General features: G+C 42.2%; 15 protein-coding genes. 11 read left to right on the forward strand and 4 right to left on the reverse strand.

What is annotated here, in order from left to right:
- Nucleotides 1–41 precede the first annotated feature (41 nt).
- Nucleotides 42–2,327 carry a penicillin acylase family protein gene (locus PSH41_RS17700; RefSeq protein ID WP_273589752.1) on the reverse strand — a complete coding sequence of 762 codons (2,286 nt, stop codon included), beginning with the start codon at nucleotides 2,325–2,327 and terminating at the stop codon, nucleotides 42–44.
- Nucleotides 2,328–2,473: 146 nt separating this feature from the next.
- On the opposite strand from PSH41_RS17700, the gene ycaO reads away from it, so the two are divergent.
- From ycaO to folX, 7 genes are all read left to right on the forward strand, one after another.
- Nucleotides 2,474–4,234 (forward strand): 30S ribosomal protein S12 methylthiotransferase accessory factor YcaO, encoded by a 1,761-nt coding sequence (gene ycaO, locus PSH41_RS17705; protein ID WP_024032086.1) that lies wholly within the window; start codon nucleotides 2,474–2,476, stop codon nucleotides 4,232–4,234.
- 114 nt (nucleotides 4,235–4,348) lie between these two features.
- Nucleotides 4,349–7,711 (forward strand): ATP-binding protein, encoded by a 3,363-nt coding sequence (locus tag PSH41_RS17710; protein WP_273589753.1) that lies wholly within the window; start codon nucleotides 4,349–4,351, stop codon nucleotides 7,709–7,711.
- 41 nt (nucleotides 7,712–7,752) lie between these two features.
- A complete protein-coding gene (locus tag PSH41_RS17715; protein WP_273589754.1) occupies nucleotides 7,753–8,379 on the forward strand; it encodes a YceH family protein in 627 nt (208 codons plus the stop codon).
- A gap of 69 nt (nucleotides 8,380–8,448) precedes the next feature.
- Nucleotides 8,449–9,285 (forward strand): ammonia-dependent NAD(+) synthetase, encoded by an 837-nt coding sequence (gene nadE, locus PSH41_RS17720; protein ID WP_055255384.1) that lies wholly within the window; start codon nucleotides 8,449–8,451, stop codon nucleotides 9,283–9,285.
- 117 nt (nucleotides 9,286–9,402) lie between these two features.
- Complete coding sequence (gene folM / locus PSH41_RS17725; RefSeq protein ID WP_096040946.1) at nucleotides 9,403–10,122, forward strand: dihydromonapterin reductase; 720 nt, start codon at nucleotides 9,403–9,405, stop codon at nucleotides 10,120–10,122.
- A 24-nt stretch (nucleotides 10,123–10,146) separates the two neighbouring features.
- The gene (gene folE, locus PSH41_RS17730; RefSeq protein WP_004589001.1) at nucleotides 10,147–10,701 is read left to right on the forward strand and encodes a GTP cyclohydrolase I FolE; all 555 of its coding nucleotides are present in this window, start codon (nucleotides 10,147–10,149) and stop codon (nucleotides 10,699–10,701) included.
- Nucleotides 10,702–10,703: 2 nt separating this feature from the next.
- Entirely contained in the window at nucleotides 10,704–11,060 is a 357-nt protein-coding gene (gene folX, locus PSH41_RS17735; RefSeq protein WP_024032091.1) for a dihydroneopterin triphosphate 2'-epimerase, read from the forward strand.
- Between the two features lie 2 nt (nucleotides 11,061–11,062).
- Here the strand turns inward: folX and PSH41_RS17740 are convergent, their stop codons facing one another.
- Nucleotides 11,063–11,497, reverse strand: a complete 435-nt coding sequence (locus tag PSH41_RS17740) for a YqaA family protein (RefSeq protein ID WP_024032092.1) — start codon at nucleotides 11,495–11,497, stop codon at nucleotides 11,063–11,065.
- A gap of 55 nt (nucleotides 11,498–11,552) precedes the next feature.
- A complete protein-coding gene (locus PSH41_RS17745) occupies nucleotides 11,553–11,918 on the reverse strand; it encodes a DUF4870 domain-containing protein (RefSeq protein ID WP_024032093.1) in 366 nt (121 codons plus the stop codon).
- Between the two features lie 181 nt (nucleotides 11,919–12,099).
- Here PSH41_RS17745 and PSH41_RS17750 point away from each other — a divergent pair, with 181 nt between their 5' ends.
- Genes PSH41_RS17750 through PSH41_RS17765 form a run of 4 tightly spaced genes read left to right on the forward strand, consistent with a single transcriptional unit; the run spans nucleotide 12,100 to nucleotide 15,826 of the window.
- A complete protein-coding gene (locus PSH41_RS17750) occupies nucleotides 12,100–12,801 on the forward strand; it encodes a spondin domain-containing protein (protein WP_024032094.1) in 702 nt (233 codons plus the stop codon).
- An 11-nt stretch (nucleotides 12,802–12,812) separates the two neighbouring features.
- Entirely contained in the window at nucleotides 12,813–13,547 is a 735-nt protein-coding gene (locus PSH41_RS17755; protein WP_273589755.1) for a spondin domain-containing protein, read from the forward strand.
- 58 nt (nucleotides 13,548–13,605) lie between these two features.
- Nucleotides 13,606–14,331, forward strand: coding sequence for a response regulator transcription factor (locus PSH41_RS17760; protein WP_004589008.1), 726 nt, complete (start codon nucleotides 13,606–13,608; stop codon nucleotides 14,329–14,331).
- Between the two features lie 10 nt (nucleotides 14,332–14,341).
- A complete protein-coding gene (locus tag PSH41_RS17765) occupies nucleotides 14,342–15,826 on the forward strand; it encodes a sensor histidine kinase (RefSeq protein ID WP_273589756.1) in 1,485 nt (494 codons plus the stop codon).
- Between the two features lie 42 nt (nucleotides 15,827–15,868).
- On the opposite strand, the gene PSH41_RS17770 is transcribed toward PSH41_RS17765, so the two are convergent.
- On the reverse strand, nucleotides 15,869–18,055 hold the full coding sequence (locus PSH41_RS17770; protein WP_273589757.1) for a S9 family peptidase: 2,187 nt from the start codon (nucleotides 18,053–18,055) through the stop codon (nucleotides 15,869–15,871).
- Nucleotides 18,056–18,159: the final 104 nt, after the last annotated feature.

The following is an 18,159-nucleotide window of genomic DNA, read 5'->3' on the forward strand; positions in this document are numbered from 1 at the left end:
TTATTAATGATTATATAGAACGTGATTAACTGTAATTTAGTTCATCGTGCTGGCTCTATCACTATTTGATGTATTAGCGTTTGTGGCAATAAAGGCGTGTGCTTACCTTCAATGTAGTCACTAAAGCCTGCACGATAAAACGCGGATAGCGGATGCCCCGACTGCCCACCGGGCACTGCCATAATGGCGTTTTCTAAATGCCCAGGTTGGGCAATAAAGCGCTGCGATGCACCAAAGCTTTTGCCTTGTACGGCGGGCATGTAGCTATCGCCAAAAGCTGGCGCTACAGGCATATTTAAAAGCTTAGCCAGTATGGGCATTTGTTTAGCAAACGGGTGCTCAATATTAAGCGCATTAACTTTACCCCACTGCCAATTTTGTAAGTTATCCCCATACTCAGCCCCAAGTGCTGTCACTGTTCGGCTAAATGCACCTAATAACTGCTCGTCCCAATTTTTATACTCAGGGTTTACCCATGAGCCCGGCCTATCTTTAATAAGCTGCCATATAGCTGGTTCTAGATCGCGTTTTACATATCTAAGCGTGGCGTCTTGCTCATTAAGTTTGTTCTCCATGCTTGCAAATACAGTATTAATTAATGTGCTGCGGTAGTGTTTAACTAAGGTGTAACCTACCGAGCTTGCACATGCGCATTGCTGCCAGTTTTCAAGTGCACTTATGTACTGTGCGTTTTTGGCTTTGTCTTTTTTAAGCTGATTAAGTAGCAATGTGTGCCATGGCGTTAAAAAGCGGGCTTGGTTATCAAGCTGTAGCGCGTAAAAGTCGCTCTCTGCAAAGCTTTGTTTTTCAAATAACCTATCACGAATTTGGCTCGAGCGAGCGCCTAGTGCATAACCACCGTTACCAAAGCGTGCATTATCAGTGGCCGACACAACGCGCGAATTACCTGTCCATAATCGCCCATTTTGTGGGTTTTTAACATAAGGGCGCTGATGCTCATTTTGCTGCCAGTCGGGTGAGTATTCGTTTGCATTAACACTTAGCTCACTCGGTGTTTTACGCGCCGGTATAGCGCCAATATGTTGCCATGCGGCACTGCCTTGGCTATCTACCACCATTAAATTTTGTACCGGAATACCCACATCGCTTGCCACATCTAGCGCATCATCTACACTAGTGGCTTGCTCTAGTTTTAGCAGATCCATGTTTACAGCATAAAGTTGGTGTGCAGCCCAGCTAAGTGCATAAGGCTGTTTATTTATATATTTTACTGGGCCGTATTCGCTCATGGTTAATGAGTAATCGTCCACCTCGCCATTAGGCAGTGCGATAGGCTCATTGACTTGCCATGTTTTATTATCTTTACTTAAAGTAACCCAATCGGCCGTGTCTATGTAGCCGTTAGTAAAGCCCCAGGCAATTTTATTATTTGTACCCACCACAATAGCAGGGGCGCCGGGTAGCGATACGCCAGTTACCTGAGCTTGCTCGCCATTTTGTGTGTAATTAAGCTGCGCCCTGTACCAAATAACCGGCACCGCCATAGATAAATGCATATCGTCAGAGAGCATGGCTGCTCCCGTTTGGGTATGCGCACCGGTTACTGCCCAGTTATTGCTACCGCGCTCTTGGTTTGCCTGAATATTTTTAACCGTTTGCCGTGCTTGCTCTGGAAGTTGAGGAATGGTGCCTGTAAACGGGGCAAGTTTACTGCCATCAAGCGCCGCTTGGTATTGGCTAGGTTGTGTTAAAAAATCAACCATGTGTTGTCCGTATGCTTGCTCAATATGTATGAGAGCTTCATCTCGCTCAAAGGTGGCACTTTGCAAGTCAAGGTACATGCTAAATATAACTAATAGGCTATCTTCACTTTGCCATGGTTTTTGCGCTCCGCCTGTAAGTAAATACTCAAAGCTTGCAAAGCCAACTTGTGCCAGCCCTTCGTTTACACCTTGGGCGTAGCTGTTTAATAGCTGTTTATCGCTTTCGGGTAAGGTGTTTAATATAGCGCGGCTGCGTTTTCGCAATTGATGAAAGCGCATTTTTTTATCAAGGCCAAGGGCCGCTTTACCAAATAACTCACTAAGCTCACCGGCGGCGTTACGTCTTAATAAGTCCATTTGAAAAAAACGGTCTTGCCCATGCGCATAGCCTAACCCGTATGCGGCGCTATTGCGGTTTTCTGCCTTTATAACCGCCTGCCCTAGTGCATCACGCGAAATAGTAACCGGCTTATTAATTGCTGTACTTTGGCCTTTACCATCAAGTGTGGGCATACTTAAACTTAATACGCCATACACAAGCGCTGTACCAGCTAACCCTAAAACCACAACGAGTAACACTAGCCATTTGATTACTTTAAACATTAATTTGTCCTTTGCACCATTTGTTGCACATATAATAACCATAGTTTTATTAAATAATAATGTTCTTACTCGCAAAGGGTGAAATAAACATCAAAATCCACGATAATAGCCATTCCACATTTTGTGCAGATCTAGTTGAGACTCATATGACTGAAAAAACATTTATCAAAGGTAAAGACCGCGACCTAGAATCGTCTATCTCTACCATGCAAAACAAGTTAAAAGCGCTAAACATCAATGTTGAAGAAGCACTTTGGCTTAACCCTGTAGCTAACTGTTATTCAGTTCATATAAAAGACAGCGACTGCGGTGTAATGTTTACCAATGGTAAAGGCGCAACCGATAAAGCATCTATCGCCTCTGCGTTAGGTGAATACTTTGAACGATTAAGCTGTAATTACTTTTTTGCCGACTTTTACTTAGGTGAAGAATTTGCAAACAGCGACTTTACTCATTATCCAAATGAGAAATGGTTTAAAGTTGAAGGCAATGAAGTGCCAGAAGGCATAATGGACGAAAGCCTTTGGGATTACTTTGACCCAGAGCGTGAGCTTAATGCCTCACACCTTTTTGACTTTAACTCAGGTAATAACGAGCGCGGCATTTGTACATTGCCATACACGCGCCAACGCGATAACCAAGACGTATACATTCCGGTAAACGTAATTGGTAATATTTTTGTTTCTAACGGCATGAGCGCTGGTAATACTAAGTTTGAAGCACGTGTACAAGGGCTATCAGAAGTATTTGAGCGCGCCATTAAAAACCGTATTATCGCAGAAGGTATTTGTTTACCTATCGTCCCTGAAGAGGTTGTAAAGCAATACCCTAAAATTCACGAAGCGTGTGAAGAGCTACGCAGCCATGGTTTTCATTTACGTATTGCCGATGCATCACTTGGCGGTAAATACCCTGTAATGAGCGTAACGCTTATTAATCCTGTTGATGGCTCTGTGTTTGCCTCATTTGGTGCTCACCCATCATTTGAAGTTGCACTTGAGCGTACGGTTACTGAGTTACTACAAGGTCGTCGCCTTGATCAACTTGATGTGTTCCAACCAGCTACTTTTGATAACGATGAAGTTGCAACGCCTGAAAACATTGAGCTGCACTTTATCGACTCAAGCGGTTTAATCTCGCATGACTTTTTCCGTGCTGACGCTGACTTTGACTTTGTTCATTGGGACTTTAGCGGTACAACAGAGCAAGAATACAACTTCTGTACTGACTTAATTCACAGCATGGGCCACGACATTTACATTATGGATTACACACACTTAAACGTGTATGCATGTCGTATTTTAGTACCAGGTATGTCAGACATTTACCCAGTAGATGAACTAATTTGGCGTAACAACAACGAAGGCGCTAAATTCCGTGAAGCATTCCTATCGCTTGATCAGTACGATGCGCAGCAGTGGATGGACATTTACGACAGCCTAGAAGAAGCAGGCCACAGCGATATTATCCGTGCTGCTGAATTTATTGGCCTTGCCACCGATGCCGATACACCATGGCATACACTGCGTATTGGTGAGCTTAAAGCGCACTTATGTTTAGCCGCAGGCAACGAAGAAGCCATTGATTGGGTAGACTGGATACTACACACAGGCCAAGTAAACGAAGATGCAATGCGTCACTTCCGCTGTTTAAAAGCCATTCTTGAAATTAAATACGATGACGAGCGCGACTACGCCGACTACCAAGATGCACTGGGTTTAATGTTTGGCAGCGATAACGTAACGCTGGCTATTGAAATAGCAGAAGGCCGTAAATTATTTAATGGTTTAACCTTCCCTGGTTTATCGCTTGAAGGCTTTAAAAAGCATGCAGCACTACTTGATGGTTACCGTAAGTTACATGTCGCTAAGCAAAACCATTGGGCACGTGAAGTAACCGACGCTTAATAGTTAAACTACTAATTATAAAAATAAAACGGCGCTAATTTATCAGCGCCGTTTTTATTTATACAATAAATTAGCTATAGTTAAATTGCCTAAAATAACAGCATGACTTAGCCAATGCCGCCAAAAAATAACAACAAAAAAAACACTATTAGCAACTATAAGCTGACCTTTTGGTTATCGCTTACGCTAATAATATTAGTGAGCATTGTGTTAGATAGAATTAACTACAATCGCGCAAAAGACGCCCACCGCCTACAAATTTTATCTCAAGTAAGTACATACCGTGCACAACTAGAGGCCACCTTGGTATCAAACATTCAGCTAGTTCGTGGATTAGCGGTTGCTGTATCAGCTGAACCTGAGTTACAACAAGCACGGTTTGAACAAATTGCCGCGCCTTTGTTTAAAACCTCCAGTGAGCTGCGCCATATTGGTGGTGCACCCGACATGATAATTCGTATGTCTTACCCACTAAAAGGTAACGAAAAAGCCATTGGCTTAAACTTTTTAGAAAACAAAAACCAACGCCTAGATGCCATTAGAGCCCGTGATACCAATACTATTGTTATGGCAGGGCCACTAAAACTGGTTCAAGGCGACATTGCCCTCATTGCCAGAGTGCCTGTTTATATTCCGCCCGAAAACCGCTTTTGGGGGTTGTTATCGGTGGTGCTCGACATTGAAAAAGTATACAAAAACTCAGGCATAAAAGAGCTTGAAAAAAACTACAACATTGCTATTCAAGGGCGTCATGGTTTAGGCAAAAAAGGCGAGTTTTTTTATGGCAATAACAATATAACCACACAAGAGCCGCTTGATTTTACGCTTAATTTTCAAGGGGGAAGCTGGCAATTATACGTAGCCCCTAAAGAAGGTTGGAGCCCTGCACCTTCAACTATATGGCCGCTTAGAATCGCCATTATAATTATTTGCGGATTACTAATATGGGCGTTCTTATTCTTTTTAAAAATGCTAAACCGCCAGCAACAAAACGAAAAAATGCTGGAGGCAATGAGCGACCTTGCCCAAATTGGGGCGTGGTCATTTAATTTAGAAACCAAACAAGTGTATTGGTCAGATATGACCAAAAAAATATTTAAGTACCCGCTAAATAAAGAGCCTACCTGGCCTACAAACTTAAATTACTTTAAAGCCGGTGAAAGCAGAGAACGTATCACTCAACTGGTTGAATCTGCAATTAAAGAAGGCAAAAGTTACGAAGCCGAACTTGAAGTTATTGACTCTGAAGGGCGCGAAATGTGGGTGCTTATTCATGGTGAAGCTGAGCGCAAAAACGAGCGCTGTGTAAGAATATTTGGCTCATTGCAAAATATTGATACCCGTAAGCGTATTGAGCTTGAAAACAGCAAAATTGCCCTACATAACGAAATTTTAGCGTCGCTTACAGCCAACGACCTTATTTTAAGTGGCCAATTAAGCCAATCTAAACAAGTTATTACTGAATCTATTTGCCATGCTTTAAACATTGAGCAAGCCAGTATTTGGTTTTTTAATAGCTCAAAAACCTCATTGAGTCCTATAGCAGCCCATAATATTGAAAACAGAATGGGTAATAATAATGCGGTATGGCTTAAAAAAGAGGCGCCTGATTTTTTTGAAGCCATAGAAAAACACGCTGTGTTTAGCACCAGTGATGCCCAAAATCACCCTCTACTAAAACCCCTTAAAGCGCATTACTTTGCGCCGCTCAATATTAATGCCATGCTGTGCGCAATCATACCGGCGGGAAGTGGCTCCATTGGCATAGTATGCGCTGAGCAATGTGCTTCAATGCGCCCGTGGTCACGTAACGAAGAAAGCTTTTTAATTGCTGTAGCCGCCCTCGTGGGCAGCTTGCATTCAAGTCAGCAACGTATTGAAACAGAGCAACAGCTAGTCACCGCCAAAGAAGCTGCAGAGCAAGCGGTAATGGCTAAAAGTGAATTTTTAGCCAGCATGAGCCACGAAATAAGAACCCCCATGAACGGCGTACTGGGCATGCTAAATATTATCAAGCGCACTCAGCTCAACCAACAGCAGGAGCATCATATTGAGCTTGCACAATCTTCAGCTCAGTCGCTGTTAAATATAATTAACGACATTTTAGACTTTTCTAAAATTGAAGCAGGCAAACTTGATATAGAAAATGTGCAATTTAACTTACCTAAATTACTTGGTGAAGTTGTTGAGTCGTTTGCGCTTAAAGTGGAGCAAAATAATACCAATCTCATTTTAGATGCCACCCAAATTACTATCAGCGAAATAATTAGCGATCCGAATAGGTTGCGTCAAATTTTAAATAACCTGATTGGCAATGCCGTTAAGTTTACTATTGATGGGCAAATTCTGGTGACCGCGCAGATAGATGAAACCACCAATGGCAGTTTTTTACATTGCTCTATTATTGATACCGGCATAGGAATAGACGCAGAAAAACAAAAAACTTTATTCGACTCATTCACTCAGGCCGATGCCTCAACCACCCGCCAGTTTGGCGGCACAGGCCTTGGCCTAGCTATTGTTAAGCAGCTTTGTGAACTCATGGAAGGCGAAGTAAGCGTAACCAGCATGCTAAATGAAGGCAGTACTTTTTCGTTTTCTATAAAAATACAGCCACGTTTAACTAAAGCGCAAGATTTACCCAGCCACTTAATTAATAACAAACATATTTTAATTATTGATGCCTGCACACTTAACGCCAATATTGCCGCCAAACAATTACGCGTATGGGGCGCACACGTTAATATTTTAAATGACTATAGCGGCATCATTAATTATTTTGATAACTGCGATACCCAGCCAGACGCATTGCTAGTCGATTATCATTTTTTTGAGCAAGCTGCGCACCCGCAAATAAATACATTAAAAAACCGAGTAACCACCAAGCAAAGCAAGCTCGTTGTTATGGCACCGATGAGTTATTCGCAAGAGCATAACAACATTGGCATAAATATAGACTGCCTGATATTTAAACCGCTTACTCCGTCAGATTTATTTGATTCACTCACTAACGATAAATACATTGAGCAACAACAGCGCCAAGCACAACTGCAAAATGAGTTAACCGAAAAGCCCAAAGAAATATCAGCGCACGCGCAAGTGCTTTTAGTCGAAGATAACAAAGTAAATCAGGTGGTGGCCTCAGCGTTGTTAAAACAAGTTGGGCTTACCTTTGATATTGCACAAAACGGCCAAGATGCACTAGATAAGCTAAACAGCAGCCAAGACAAAAAATACCAGTTAGTTTTAATGGACTGCCAAATGCCCGTAATGGATGGCTACCAAGCCACGCAAGCTATACGCGAAGGCAAAGCGGGCAAGCATAATAAACATATTACAATCATTGCGTTAACGGCAAACGCAATGCAGGGCGACAAAGAGAAGTGCCTCGATGCAGGAATGAACGATTATTTAACCAAACCTTTAGATTCCGCAGCACTAGAGCCTAAATTACAACAATGGCTTGGTACACAATAAAGGTGTAAGCTAAAAATACTGTTTACTAATAAAGAAAAGCCATGCATTTATCAGCAAATCAGCAGCGCGTTATTGGCTGCCTTTTAGAAAAACAAAGCACTACACCCGAGCATTATCCACTGTCGTTGAACGCACTGACGAATGCGTGTAATCAAAAATCAAATCGAGACCCGGTTGTAAACTTGAGCGAAAGTGAGGTGCAACAAACACTTGATGAGCTTATAAGTCAGCGCCTTGTAACGCTAGACGAAGGGCTTTCGGGACGAGTTAATAAATACGATCACCGTTTTTGTAATACAGAATTTAGTAGCTTACAGTTGAGCGCGCAGCAGCGGGCAATTATATGTTTACTGCTGTTACGCGGCGCACAAACACCCGGTGAGCTAAGAACGCGCAGCGCTCGCCTAGCTGACTTTACAAACGTTAGCGAAGTAGAAACCGCCCTGAGCGCGTTAGCAAAAGATGACTACGTAACAAAGCTTGAGCGTGAGCCTGGCAAACGAGAAAGTCGCTACATGCACCTTTTTGCTGACCCAGCAGTAGCGCCAAGCCCAGTGCCAGCTACAGAAGTCGCAGAAGTTAAAAACGATGAAATTAACGAGTTACTTGCAGAAATTGAGGAACTAAAAGCCGAGCTTAGCCGTATAAAAGCACATTTAGGACTTTAATTAATAACCACTAAACCAGATAATGTAAGCCTATTTAAAAACAACTTATTAAATAACGAGGAGCTGGCCATGCGCGCCGAAATTATGGCTGAAATGAAAGTTCAGCCAACTATTGATGTAAACGCCGAAATTACCCGTCGAGTTAACTTTATAAAAGCACGTTTAGTGGCAGCCCATAGTGTATCGCTAGTGCTTGGAATTAGCGGCGGTGTTGACTCATCGACCTGCGGGCGCTTGTGCCAATTAGCCGTAGATGAACTAAACGCAGAGCAAAACACTAATAAGTACCAATTTATTGCGGTTCGTTTGCCATACGGTGTACAAGCAGATGAAGACGAAGCGCAAATGGCCGTTGATTTTATCAAGCCAAGTAAACGCATGACCGTCAACGTAAAACCTGCTGCCGATGCATTACACGAGCAAGCTATGGCGGCAGTAGTAGGCAGTGGTGAAGAGCTACCTGAGCAAGCTAAAATTGACTTTGTAAAAGGTAATGTAAAAGCACGCCAACGCATGGTAGCGCAATACGAAATAGCTGGTTTTTGCCAAGGCCTCGTTGTAGGTACCGATCACAGCGCTGAAAACATTACTGGTTTTTACACCAAATTTGGTGATGGCGCATGCGATTTAGCCCCATTATTTGGCTTATCAAAACGTCAAGTTCGCGCACTTGCAACTGCCTTAGGTGCGCCAGAGCTATTAGTAACAAAAGCCCCAACAGCTGATTTAGAAAGTGACCGCCCAGGCCTCACCGATGAAGAAGCATTAGGACTGAGCTATGATCAAATTGACGACTTTTTAGAAGGCAAGCCGGTGGCTGCAGAGGTTGAGCAAAAACTAACTGATATTTATGTTCGCACTCAGCATAAGCGCCAACCCATTCCGACTATTTACGATGATTTATAACGGCTAAACAGCTAGTGCTGCGTATGCACTAGCTGATCTATTCGCCGTATTGTTACGTAAAACAAAAAACTGATTTATAGTTAATTTTAACGCCTGCCAAAGAGAAAACTGCATTACATGACATCTCCTATTTTAATAACAGGCGCTGGTCAACGTATTGGCCTTGCGCTTGCTAAGCACTTTTTATCGCAAGGCCAAGCTATTATTATTACCTATCGTACGCGCCACGATGCAGTCGACGACTTAGAACAACAAGGCGCCGTATGTATACACGCCGACTTTAGCAGCGACGCCGGTATAGCTAGCTTTATTGAAACACTAAAACAGCAAACTCACTCTTTACGTGCCATTGTGCACAATGCCTCTAGCTGGGACTGCGAAGCCAGTAACCCTGATTTTTCGAGTTTGTTTGATAACATGATGCGCATTCATGCCAAAACACCGTATTTAATTAATAATGCCTGTGCACAGCTATTAATGGCATACCAAGCTGATGCTTGCACACCGGCTGACATTATTCATCTTACCGATTACGTTGTTGAAACAGGTAGCCCAAAGCACATTGCCTATGCCGCAAGTAAGGCTGCACTTGATAACTTAACCAAGTCGTTTAGCGCTAAGTACGCACCAAATATAAAGGTGAATTCGGTTGCGCCATCGTTGATTATTTTTAATCAGCACGATGACGAGGCTTACCGTGCTAAAACCCTTAAAAAATCTCTTATGGGTATAGAACCAGGTTGCCAAGAAATTATTAATAGTATTGATTTATTACTGCGCAGCCACTACATCACAGGCCGCGCTTTGCCTGTGGATGGCGGCCGCCATTTAAAGTAGAACACACATTAAACTGAGAAATTTATGCATGACGATTTAAAGCAAAGCTACCAAAACATTATTACCGCTGTGGGTGAAGATGCAGGCCGAGAAGGTCTTCTCGATACACCAAAACGTGCAGCAAAAGCCATGGAGTATTTAACCAAAGGGTATCGTCAAACGCTTGATGAAATTACCAATAATGCGGTATTTAGCTCAGACGCTGACGATATGGTACTTGTCCAAGATATAGAGCTTTACTCTATGTGTGAGCATCATTTATTGCCATTTATTGGTCGTTGCCATATTGCTTACATTCCCGATGGCAAAGTACTAGGCTTATCTAAATTTGCGCGTATTGTTGATATGTTTGCGCGCCGCTTTCAGATACAAGAGCAACTTACTCATCAAATTGCTAAAGCCGTTGAAGAAGTAACCGGCGCAAAAGGCGTGGGCGTTATTGTTGAAGCTAAACACATGTGTATGATGATGCGCGGTGTAGAAAAGCAAAACTCAAGCATGCGTACCTCTGTAATGCTAGGTAACTTTAGAAGTGACTCTAAAACGCGTAACGAGTTTTTACAGCTTATTAAGGGTTAATTATGGCCAACGCAATTATTAACGTAACCAACTTACGCTTACGTACATTTATTGGTTTTAACCCAGAAGAACGGGAAAAAAAGCAAGATGTAGTGATTAATTTAGAAATTCACTACCCTGCTGATGACGCCTGTAAAACAGACGAAGTGGACCAAGCGCTTAACTATAAAGTGATCACCAAAGAGGTGATAAACCTAGTAGAGCAAGGGCACTTTTTGTTGCTTGAAAAGCTGGTTGCCGAAATACTTGCAGTATGCCATACACATCCAAGCGTGCATTACGCAAAAGCCAGAGTAGATAAACCGCATGCACTGCGCTTTGCCGACTCAGTTTCGCTCACGCTTGATTGGTCAAAGTAACTTTACAAAACCGCTTGTGCACCACTGGCAAGGGCAATAACGGCTAAATACCGCGCGCCTTTGCCAATGCTTACTAATAATAAAAACAGACTAAAACGCACTTTAAATATGCCGCCAATTACCGTTAGTGGGTCGCCAACAATCGGCAGCCAAGCAAACAGTAAGCTATATACCCCATATTTTTTAAATTGAGATTGCGCTTTTTCAAGTCCCTTGGCTGATACCGGAAACCACTTTTTGTGCTTAAAACGCAGCACATGAGTTCCCAACCAATAATTAACACAACTTCCTAATACATTACCTGAAGTAGCGGCTAACCACAGCAGCCACAGATTAGCTTTTGCTTGGCTTATCATGGTAACAAGTACCACTTCTGAAGAACTTGGTAATAAAGTAGCGGACACAAACGCACTAAAAAATAAAGTGATATAAAGCATTAAGTACTTAAAGTAAAAACCCAGCATACAGCTGGGTTTATTAAAGGGTCGTCATTTATTTTATCAAATTTAGACTCAGTGGGTAATTAAACTCTTTCCCTTCGTTGGCTTTAATACTGGCTAAAACCACCATGATAAAAGAAAAAATAGCCACTAAAGGCAGCAAAACGAGGCCGATTACGGCAAATACCAGTAAAAAACATACAAAGTAAGCTATAGCCATAGTAATTTGAAAATTAAGCGATTTTTTACCGTGTAAATCGACAATTGGCATTTCATCTTTTTTAATAAGCCATACCACTAATGGCCCAAGTATAGAGCCAAACGGAATAACAAAACCGGCTACAGCGCTTAAATGGCAAAGCATAGCCCATGTTTTTTCGTCTTTTGATAACGGCTCAAGCTGTTGATTTTCTTCCATTACGCTCTCCTTATTAGTTAATACATACTGCCTTTTTATTGAGCAGGTGTCTATATAGAGGTAGCTATATTGTTAAATAACACGCCCTAACCCGCTGTGATAAAAAAGTGATAACTTTGTGAGAGTTTCTTGAGGTGGTTATTCAATACTTAGCCTGAATCATCACTTACAGGAAATAATAATGAAAGCTTCAGCATTTACAGTTGCAACCCTTTTAGCAGTAGCTAGCCAATCAACATTGGCAGCAGAGCTAGAAGTAGAAATTACTAACCTTACTAAAGGCCTTTACTTTACACCGGTACTAATAACAGCACACGATAGCGAAGATAAACTTTTTGAAGTCGCAACCGAAGCCTCTGCTGCACTACAAGCAATGGCTGAAGGCGGCGATATATCAGCACTTGTTACTCAAGCGTCAGCATCGAGCAGCGATATTGCAGAAAACCCAGCGGCAGGCCTTTTAGCACCCGCGGCATCTGCAACAGCAGAGCTCACAACTACCGATGGTAACGAATACCTATCTGTAGCGGCTATGTTACTGCCAACCAATGATGGCTTTGTAGGCCTTGATAGCTGGAAAGTTCCAACAGAAGCAGGCACCTACACTGTTTACCTCAATGGTTATGATGCAGGTACAGAAGCAAATAACGAACTTGTAGTAGAAGGCTCGGGTGCACCTGGTGTATTAGGTATCCCTGCTGCGCCGGGCGGCCAAGCAGGCACTAACGGTACAGGTATTACAACTGGCGATACAAATACGATGGTGCACATTCACCCGGGGGCCCTTGGCGATGATGACCTAGAAGGTGGAAACAGTGATTTGAATAACACTGTACACAGATGGTTAAACCCCGTTGCAAAATTAACTGTGACGGTTAAATAGGAGAGTTAATTATGTCATCTCTTTCTAATTTTAAAAAAAGTGCGCTTATTTTACTGTTAGCCAGCTCAATAGCCGCATGTGGCGATAACGATAATAACGACTCTATTGAAGATCAAGAACCTGTGGTTGTTGTAGAGCCTGAACCTGTTGTTTATGAGTTTACTATCAATTTTAGTAACTTAACGGCTGGACAACCACTATCACCACTCTCGGTCATTGCATTTGATGAAACCCCACCATGGAAATTTGGTGAGACGGCTTCTGTTGCTTTAGAAATGATTGCAGAAAGCGGCGCTAATGAAGAGTACCTTAGCGATGAAAATGCACTTGCTTCAGTCTCGGCTGAAGGCGGTATTGGCCCTGGCGAAACAACCTCTGTAACCCTTTTAGTTGATGCACAAGATGTTCTTAATTTATCTTTTGCTGCCATGCTTGGGAATACAAATGACGCTTTTACCGGTCTTAGTTCTGTAGATGTATCAACATTGGAAGTAGGCGGTTCAATATCACGAACGACGCCCGTTTACGATGCAGGTACGGAAGCGAATACAGAAACAGCTGACACTGTGCCTGGTCCCGCTGCTGGCGGCGAAGGGTTTAACGAAATACGCGACGATATTGCCGATATAATCACAATGCACCCAGGTGTTGTGTCTAATCAAGATGGCTTATCAAACTCTGCACTAGGTGCTGAACATAAGTTTGATAACCCAGTATCAAAAATCGTGATCACTCGTACACAGTAAAATAGCTTGTAATGGGGATGTGAGGCGACACGGATGTCCCTTTTTTACGAGGTTAACCATGCGGCACGAAAAAATACTGGTAGTAGAAGACGACAGAGAAATAGGGCAATTAATAACAACTCAACTTGCTGCGTTAAATTTGCATGTTGACCATGTTGTAAGCGCTGAGCTCGCACTTAAAAAAATAGCAAAACAACCTTACGGGCTTATTTTACTGGATATAAACCTGCCACAAATGGATGGCTTGAGTTTATGCCGTAAAATTAAAGAGCACTACCCTACCATTTCCGTTATTTTACTTACCGCGCTCAGTAGCGATATGGATCGTGTAATTGGTCTTGAAATGGGTGCTGATGACTATATTTGCAAACCCTTTTTTGCTCGTGAATTACAAGCCCGCGTTAAAACACAATTACGCCACCGCTCACAACTTCTAGCGATACAAAATAACGAAAACGACAGCCCGTGCAACGAACAAACGCTAAATATCGGCTCACTCAATATTGAATTTAGCTCACATCAAGTTTATTTAGACGAACAAGCACTTAACCTCACCGCCACTGAATTTGATTTACTGGTATATTTTGCTCGCCACCCAAACCATGTTTTTAGCCGCCAGCAATTGCTCGACAAAGTATGGGGGTATCAGCACAGCGGGTACGAGCATACCGTTAACTCACATATAAATAGGTTACGCGCCAAACTTGAGCTACATCATCAAGCGCCTATTATCGAAACCGTTTGGGGCGTTGGCTACAAACTAAATCCAAGCCAACTTACTTAAGAGCCTTATTATGAACCTATCTTTGTATCAAAAATTAGCGGTGTCGTTGGTGGTTATATTTTGCTTTATTTGTGCACTCGTTTACAGCTGGAGTAAACAACTAGAGCTCACCTCAAAACATCATGGCGAGCAAAACCTGCACTTAGCCCTTGCTGAGCATTTAGTACAAGATAACCCATTAATAAAAGAGGGTGTATACGACTACGCAGCTCTAGAAAACCTATTTCATACCTTAATGTTATTAGGCCCCGCATTTGAGTTTTATTTTGTAGATGAAAACGGAAAAATCCTCACTTACTCAGCAGAGCCTGGTAAAGTTAAACGCACTCATATTAATTTACCCCCCTTAAAAAAGCTGATTAACAACCCAGCTGCAGCGCCAATTTATGGTGATGATCCAAGAAATAAAGCGCAGCAAAAAATATTCTCTGTAGCGCCTGTTTTTAATAACGATAAGCTGCAAGGGTACTTGTATGTAATTATTGGCGGTGAAGCCTACGATACCTCTTTAAACACAATTAAAAATAATGACAAACTATGGCTTGCCGCATTATGGCTTGGAGCTGCACTTGCATTTTTACTGATTGCGATGCTTATTTTACTGCGCTTTTTTACCAACCCTATTCAGCGATTAGCCCGTGATGTAAGCAATATTGAAGCAGCTAATTACAGCCTTACCGATACCAAACTCAGCAACTATTCAACCCAAAAAAGTAACGAAGTGCACAGTTTAGGCCGTAACATTCAAGCCATGGTTACCCGGATTGACGAGCAATTTAAAGCACTTGAGCAAAGCGATAAACAGCGCAAGGAGTTGCTTACTCACTTATCTCACGATTTAAGAACCCCCCTTGCCTCTTTGCAGGGGTTTTTAGAGGTGCTTAATCAGTCGGGGGCGCAATTAAGTGCTCAAGAACAACGTGAGTACTTACATGTATCCCTTAATAACTGCGCGCAGCTTAAACAGCTTATTGAACAAATTTTTGAATTAGCCCATTTAGAAAACGGCGAAATAAGCATTCACAAAGAAACCTTTAATTTAGGTGAGCTTATTTACGATTGCATTGCTAAGTTTTCTCTAACCGCCGAGAAAAAAGGCCTTAACTTAACGGTAGAGCCCGCAATTTGCGATTTTCCTGTTGTAGCCGATATTGCAAAACTTGAGCGTGTTTTAAGTAATTTAATCGATAACGCAATAAGGCACACACCTAAAGGCGGCAGCATAGCTGTAAACGTTAAGCGTATTGATGAAAAGCAATTATTTGTGCAGGTTTCTGATACCGGCGTGGGTATTAAGCATGATGAGCTAAACGCGATTTTTAATCCGCATTACCAGGCTTCAAATTCAAATAACGAAGGGCGCCAACAAGGTGGCTTAGGGTTGGCTATTTGTAAGGGGTTACTAAAACTTATGGACAGTGAAATAAATGTACAAAGTGAGCTGGGCAAAGGCACTATGTTTAGCTTTAACTTGCCGCAAAAAATAAAGGTATAGCCAACGGCTATACCTTTAGAACATTACTTAATTTTGATTAACTTATTTTTTAATACCAGCTAAATCAAGCATAAATGCATAGTTTAGCGCAGTATCTTCTAGGCGTTTAAAGCGACCAGACGCCCCGCCATGGCCGGCTTCCATATCTATTTTAAACAGCAGTTTATTATCATCTGTTTTATAGTCACGCAGCTTTGCAACCCACTTAGCTGGCTCAAAATATTGAACTTGTGAGTCATGTAAACCGGTAGTCACTAACATATTAGGATACGCTTGCTTTGAGACTTGATCATACGGCGAGTACGACAGCATGTAATCGTAATATTCTTTTTCATTTGGGTTACCCCACTCACCATACTCATTGGTGGTAAGAGGTATGCTTGCATCAAGCATGGTGGTAACTACATCAACAAAAGGCACTGCTGCAACCACCCCTTTATATAGCTCTGGTGCTTGGTTAACCACCGCGCCCATTAATAAACCACCAGCACTACCACCGTAGGCAAATATTTCGTCTTTTGCGCCATAACCTTGTGCCACTAATGATTTGGTTACATCAACAAAGTCGTTAAAAGTGTTCTTTTTAGTTAATAACTTTCCGTCTTCATACCATGGGCGTCCTAGCATTTGCGAACCACGCACATGCGCTATAGCAAACACAAAGCCACGGTCTAATAAGCTTAAACGTGAGCTTGAAAAAGTAGGGTCCATGGTGGCGCCGTACGAGCCATAACCATATTGCAGTAATGGGTTTGTGCCATCCTTTTTAAATGCATCTTTACGGTACACTAAGCTTACCGGCACTTTTATACCATCGCGCGCACCTACAAAAATACGCTCCGAGGCATAGTTATCTGCGTTAAAATCACCTAACACGGCTTGCTGTTTAAGTAGGGTTTTATCACCTGATTTAAGGTCAATATCGTACGACGAAACCGGTGTCGTCATACTGGTATAATAAACACGTAATTTGTCGCTGTTTATATCGTTGTTGCCATAGCTTGCAATGGTATAGGCACTGTCGTTAAAGCTTAGCGTGTGCTCATCTCCAGTCGATAAATGGCGTACAATAAGGCGCGACTGACCCAACTCTCGCTCTTGATATACAAGGTAGTCTTTAAATAAATCAACGCCTTCTAGCTTAATATCATCGCGCGGCGCAATTACCGTTTGCCAATTTGCTTTATCATGCGCTTTATCTACATCCACCTTCATAAGCTGAAAGTTAACCGCATTTAAGTTAGTGACGATGTAATACGTATTGCCAAGCTTTGAAATACTGTATTCTAGGTCGTCCTCACGCTCAATTAAGCGCTTAGGTTTTGCTTTATTATCATCTGCGCTGAGTACCGACATACCAGAGGCATTGGTGCTGCTGTGCCAAATATATATTTCTGAGCCATCTTTGCTCTTACTAATACCCGTGTAATAACTTGTATCAGCTTCCTCGTAAATAAGTTCATCATCGCTTTGCGGTGTACCTAACGTATGGCGAAAAACTTGATAGCCAAGTAAGGTTTGTGCATCTTTTTTAATGTAGTAAAAGGTTTTATTATCGTTTGCCCAAATAACGCCGCCGTTTGTTCCCTCAAGCGTGTCTTCGAGTAATTGGCCTGTGGTTAAATCTTTTACCTTTATGGTGTAAATTCTACGGCTAACGGTGTCTTCCCCGTACGCCATTAAATTTCCGTTAGTACTTACAGATAAGCCACTAACAGCAAAGTAGTCGTGATCTTTGGCCAACGCATTTACATCTAAAATAACTTGCAGATCAGTGCCTTTAAAATCGCTACTGCGAACATAGGTAGGGTATTCGTTTTCGCCACGCGTTTGCGATGAATAAAAATAGTCGCCTTTTTTAACAGGCACCGAGTCATCGTCTTTTTTAATACGCCCTTTTAACTCTTCAAATAACTTATCTTGCAATGTTTGAGTATGCGCAAGCATTGCCTCGGTATAAGCGTTTTCAGCATTTAAGTAACTTATAACGTCTGGCGCTTTACGCTCGTCATCACGCAACCAGTAGTAATCATCAATACGCGTATCGCCATGAATCGTCATTTCATGAGGTACTTTTTTAGCAATTGGCGCCACGGCGCTCACTGGTTTTTCTGTTTGTTGTGTTTGCATAGTAGTTGCTGTATCTGAAGGTGTACTTTTTGGCGCATTATCGCACCCGGCTAGCACAGCTAGTGATAACGCGGCTAGCGTGAATGAAGAACGAATCATTATGAAATCTCTATGGTTTTTATTATTGGTGCTATTAAATATACCTAATAATAAAGCGTGGTGTAATTTAGTTTGTGAAGCTATGTAAAAAGGGAGCCGAGGCT

It is taken from the genome of Pseudoalteromonas sp. CST2, from assembly GCF_028599385.1.
In the GTDB taxonomy this organism is placed as follows: Bacteria; Pseudomonadota; Gammaproteobacteria; order Enterobacterales; family Alteromonadaceae; genus Pseudoalteromonas; species Pseudoalteromonas atlantica.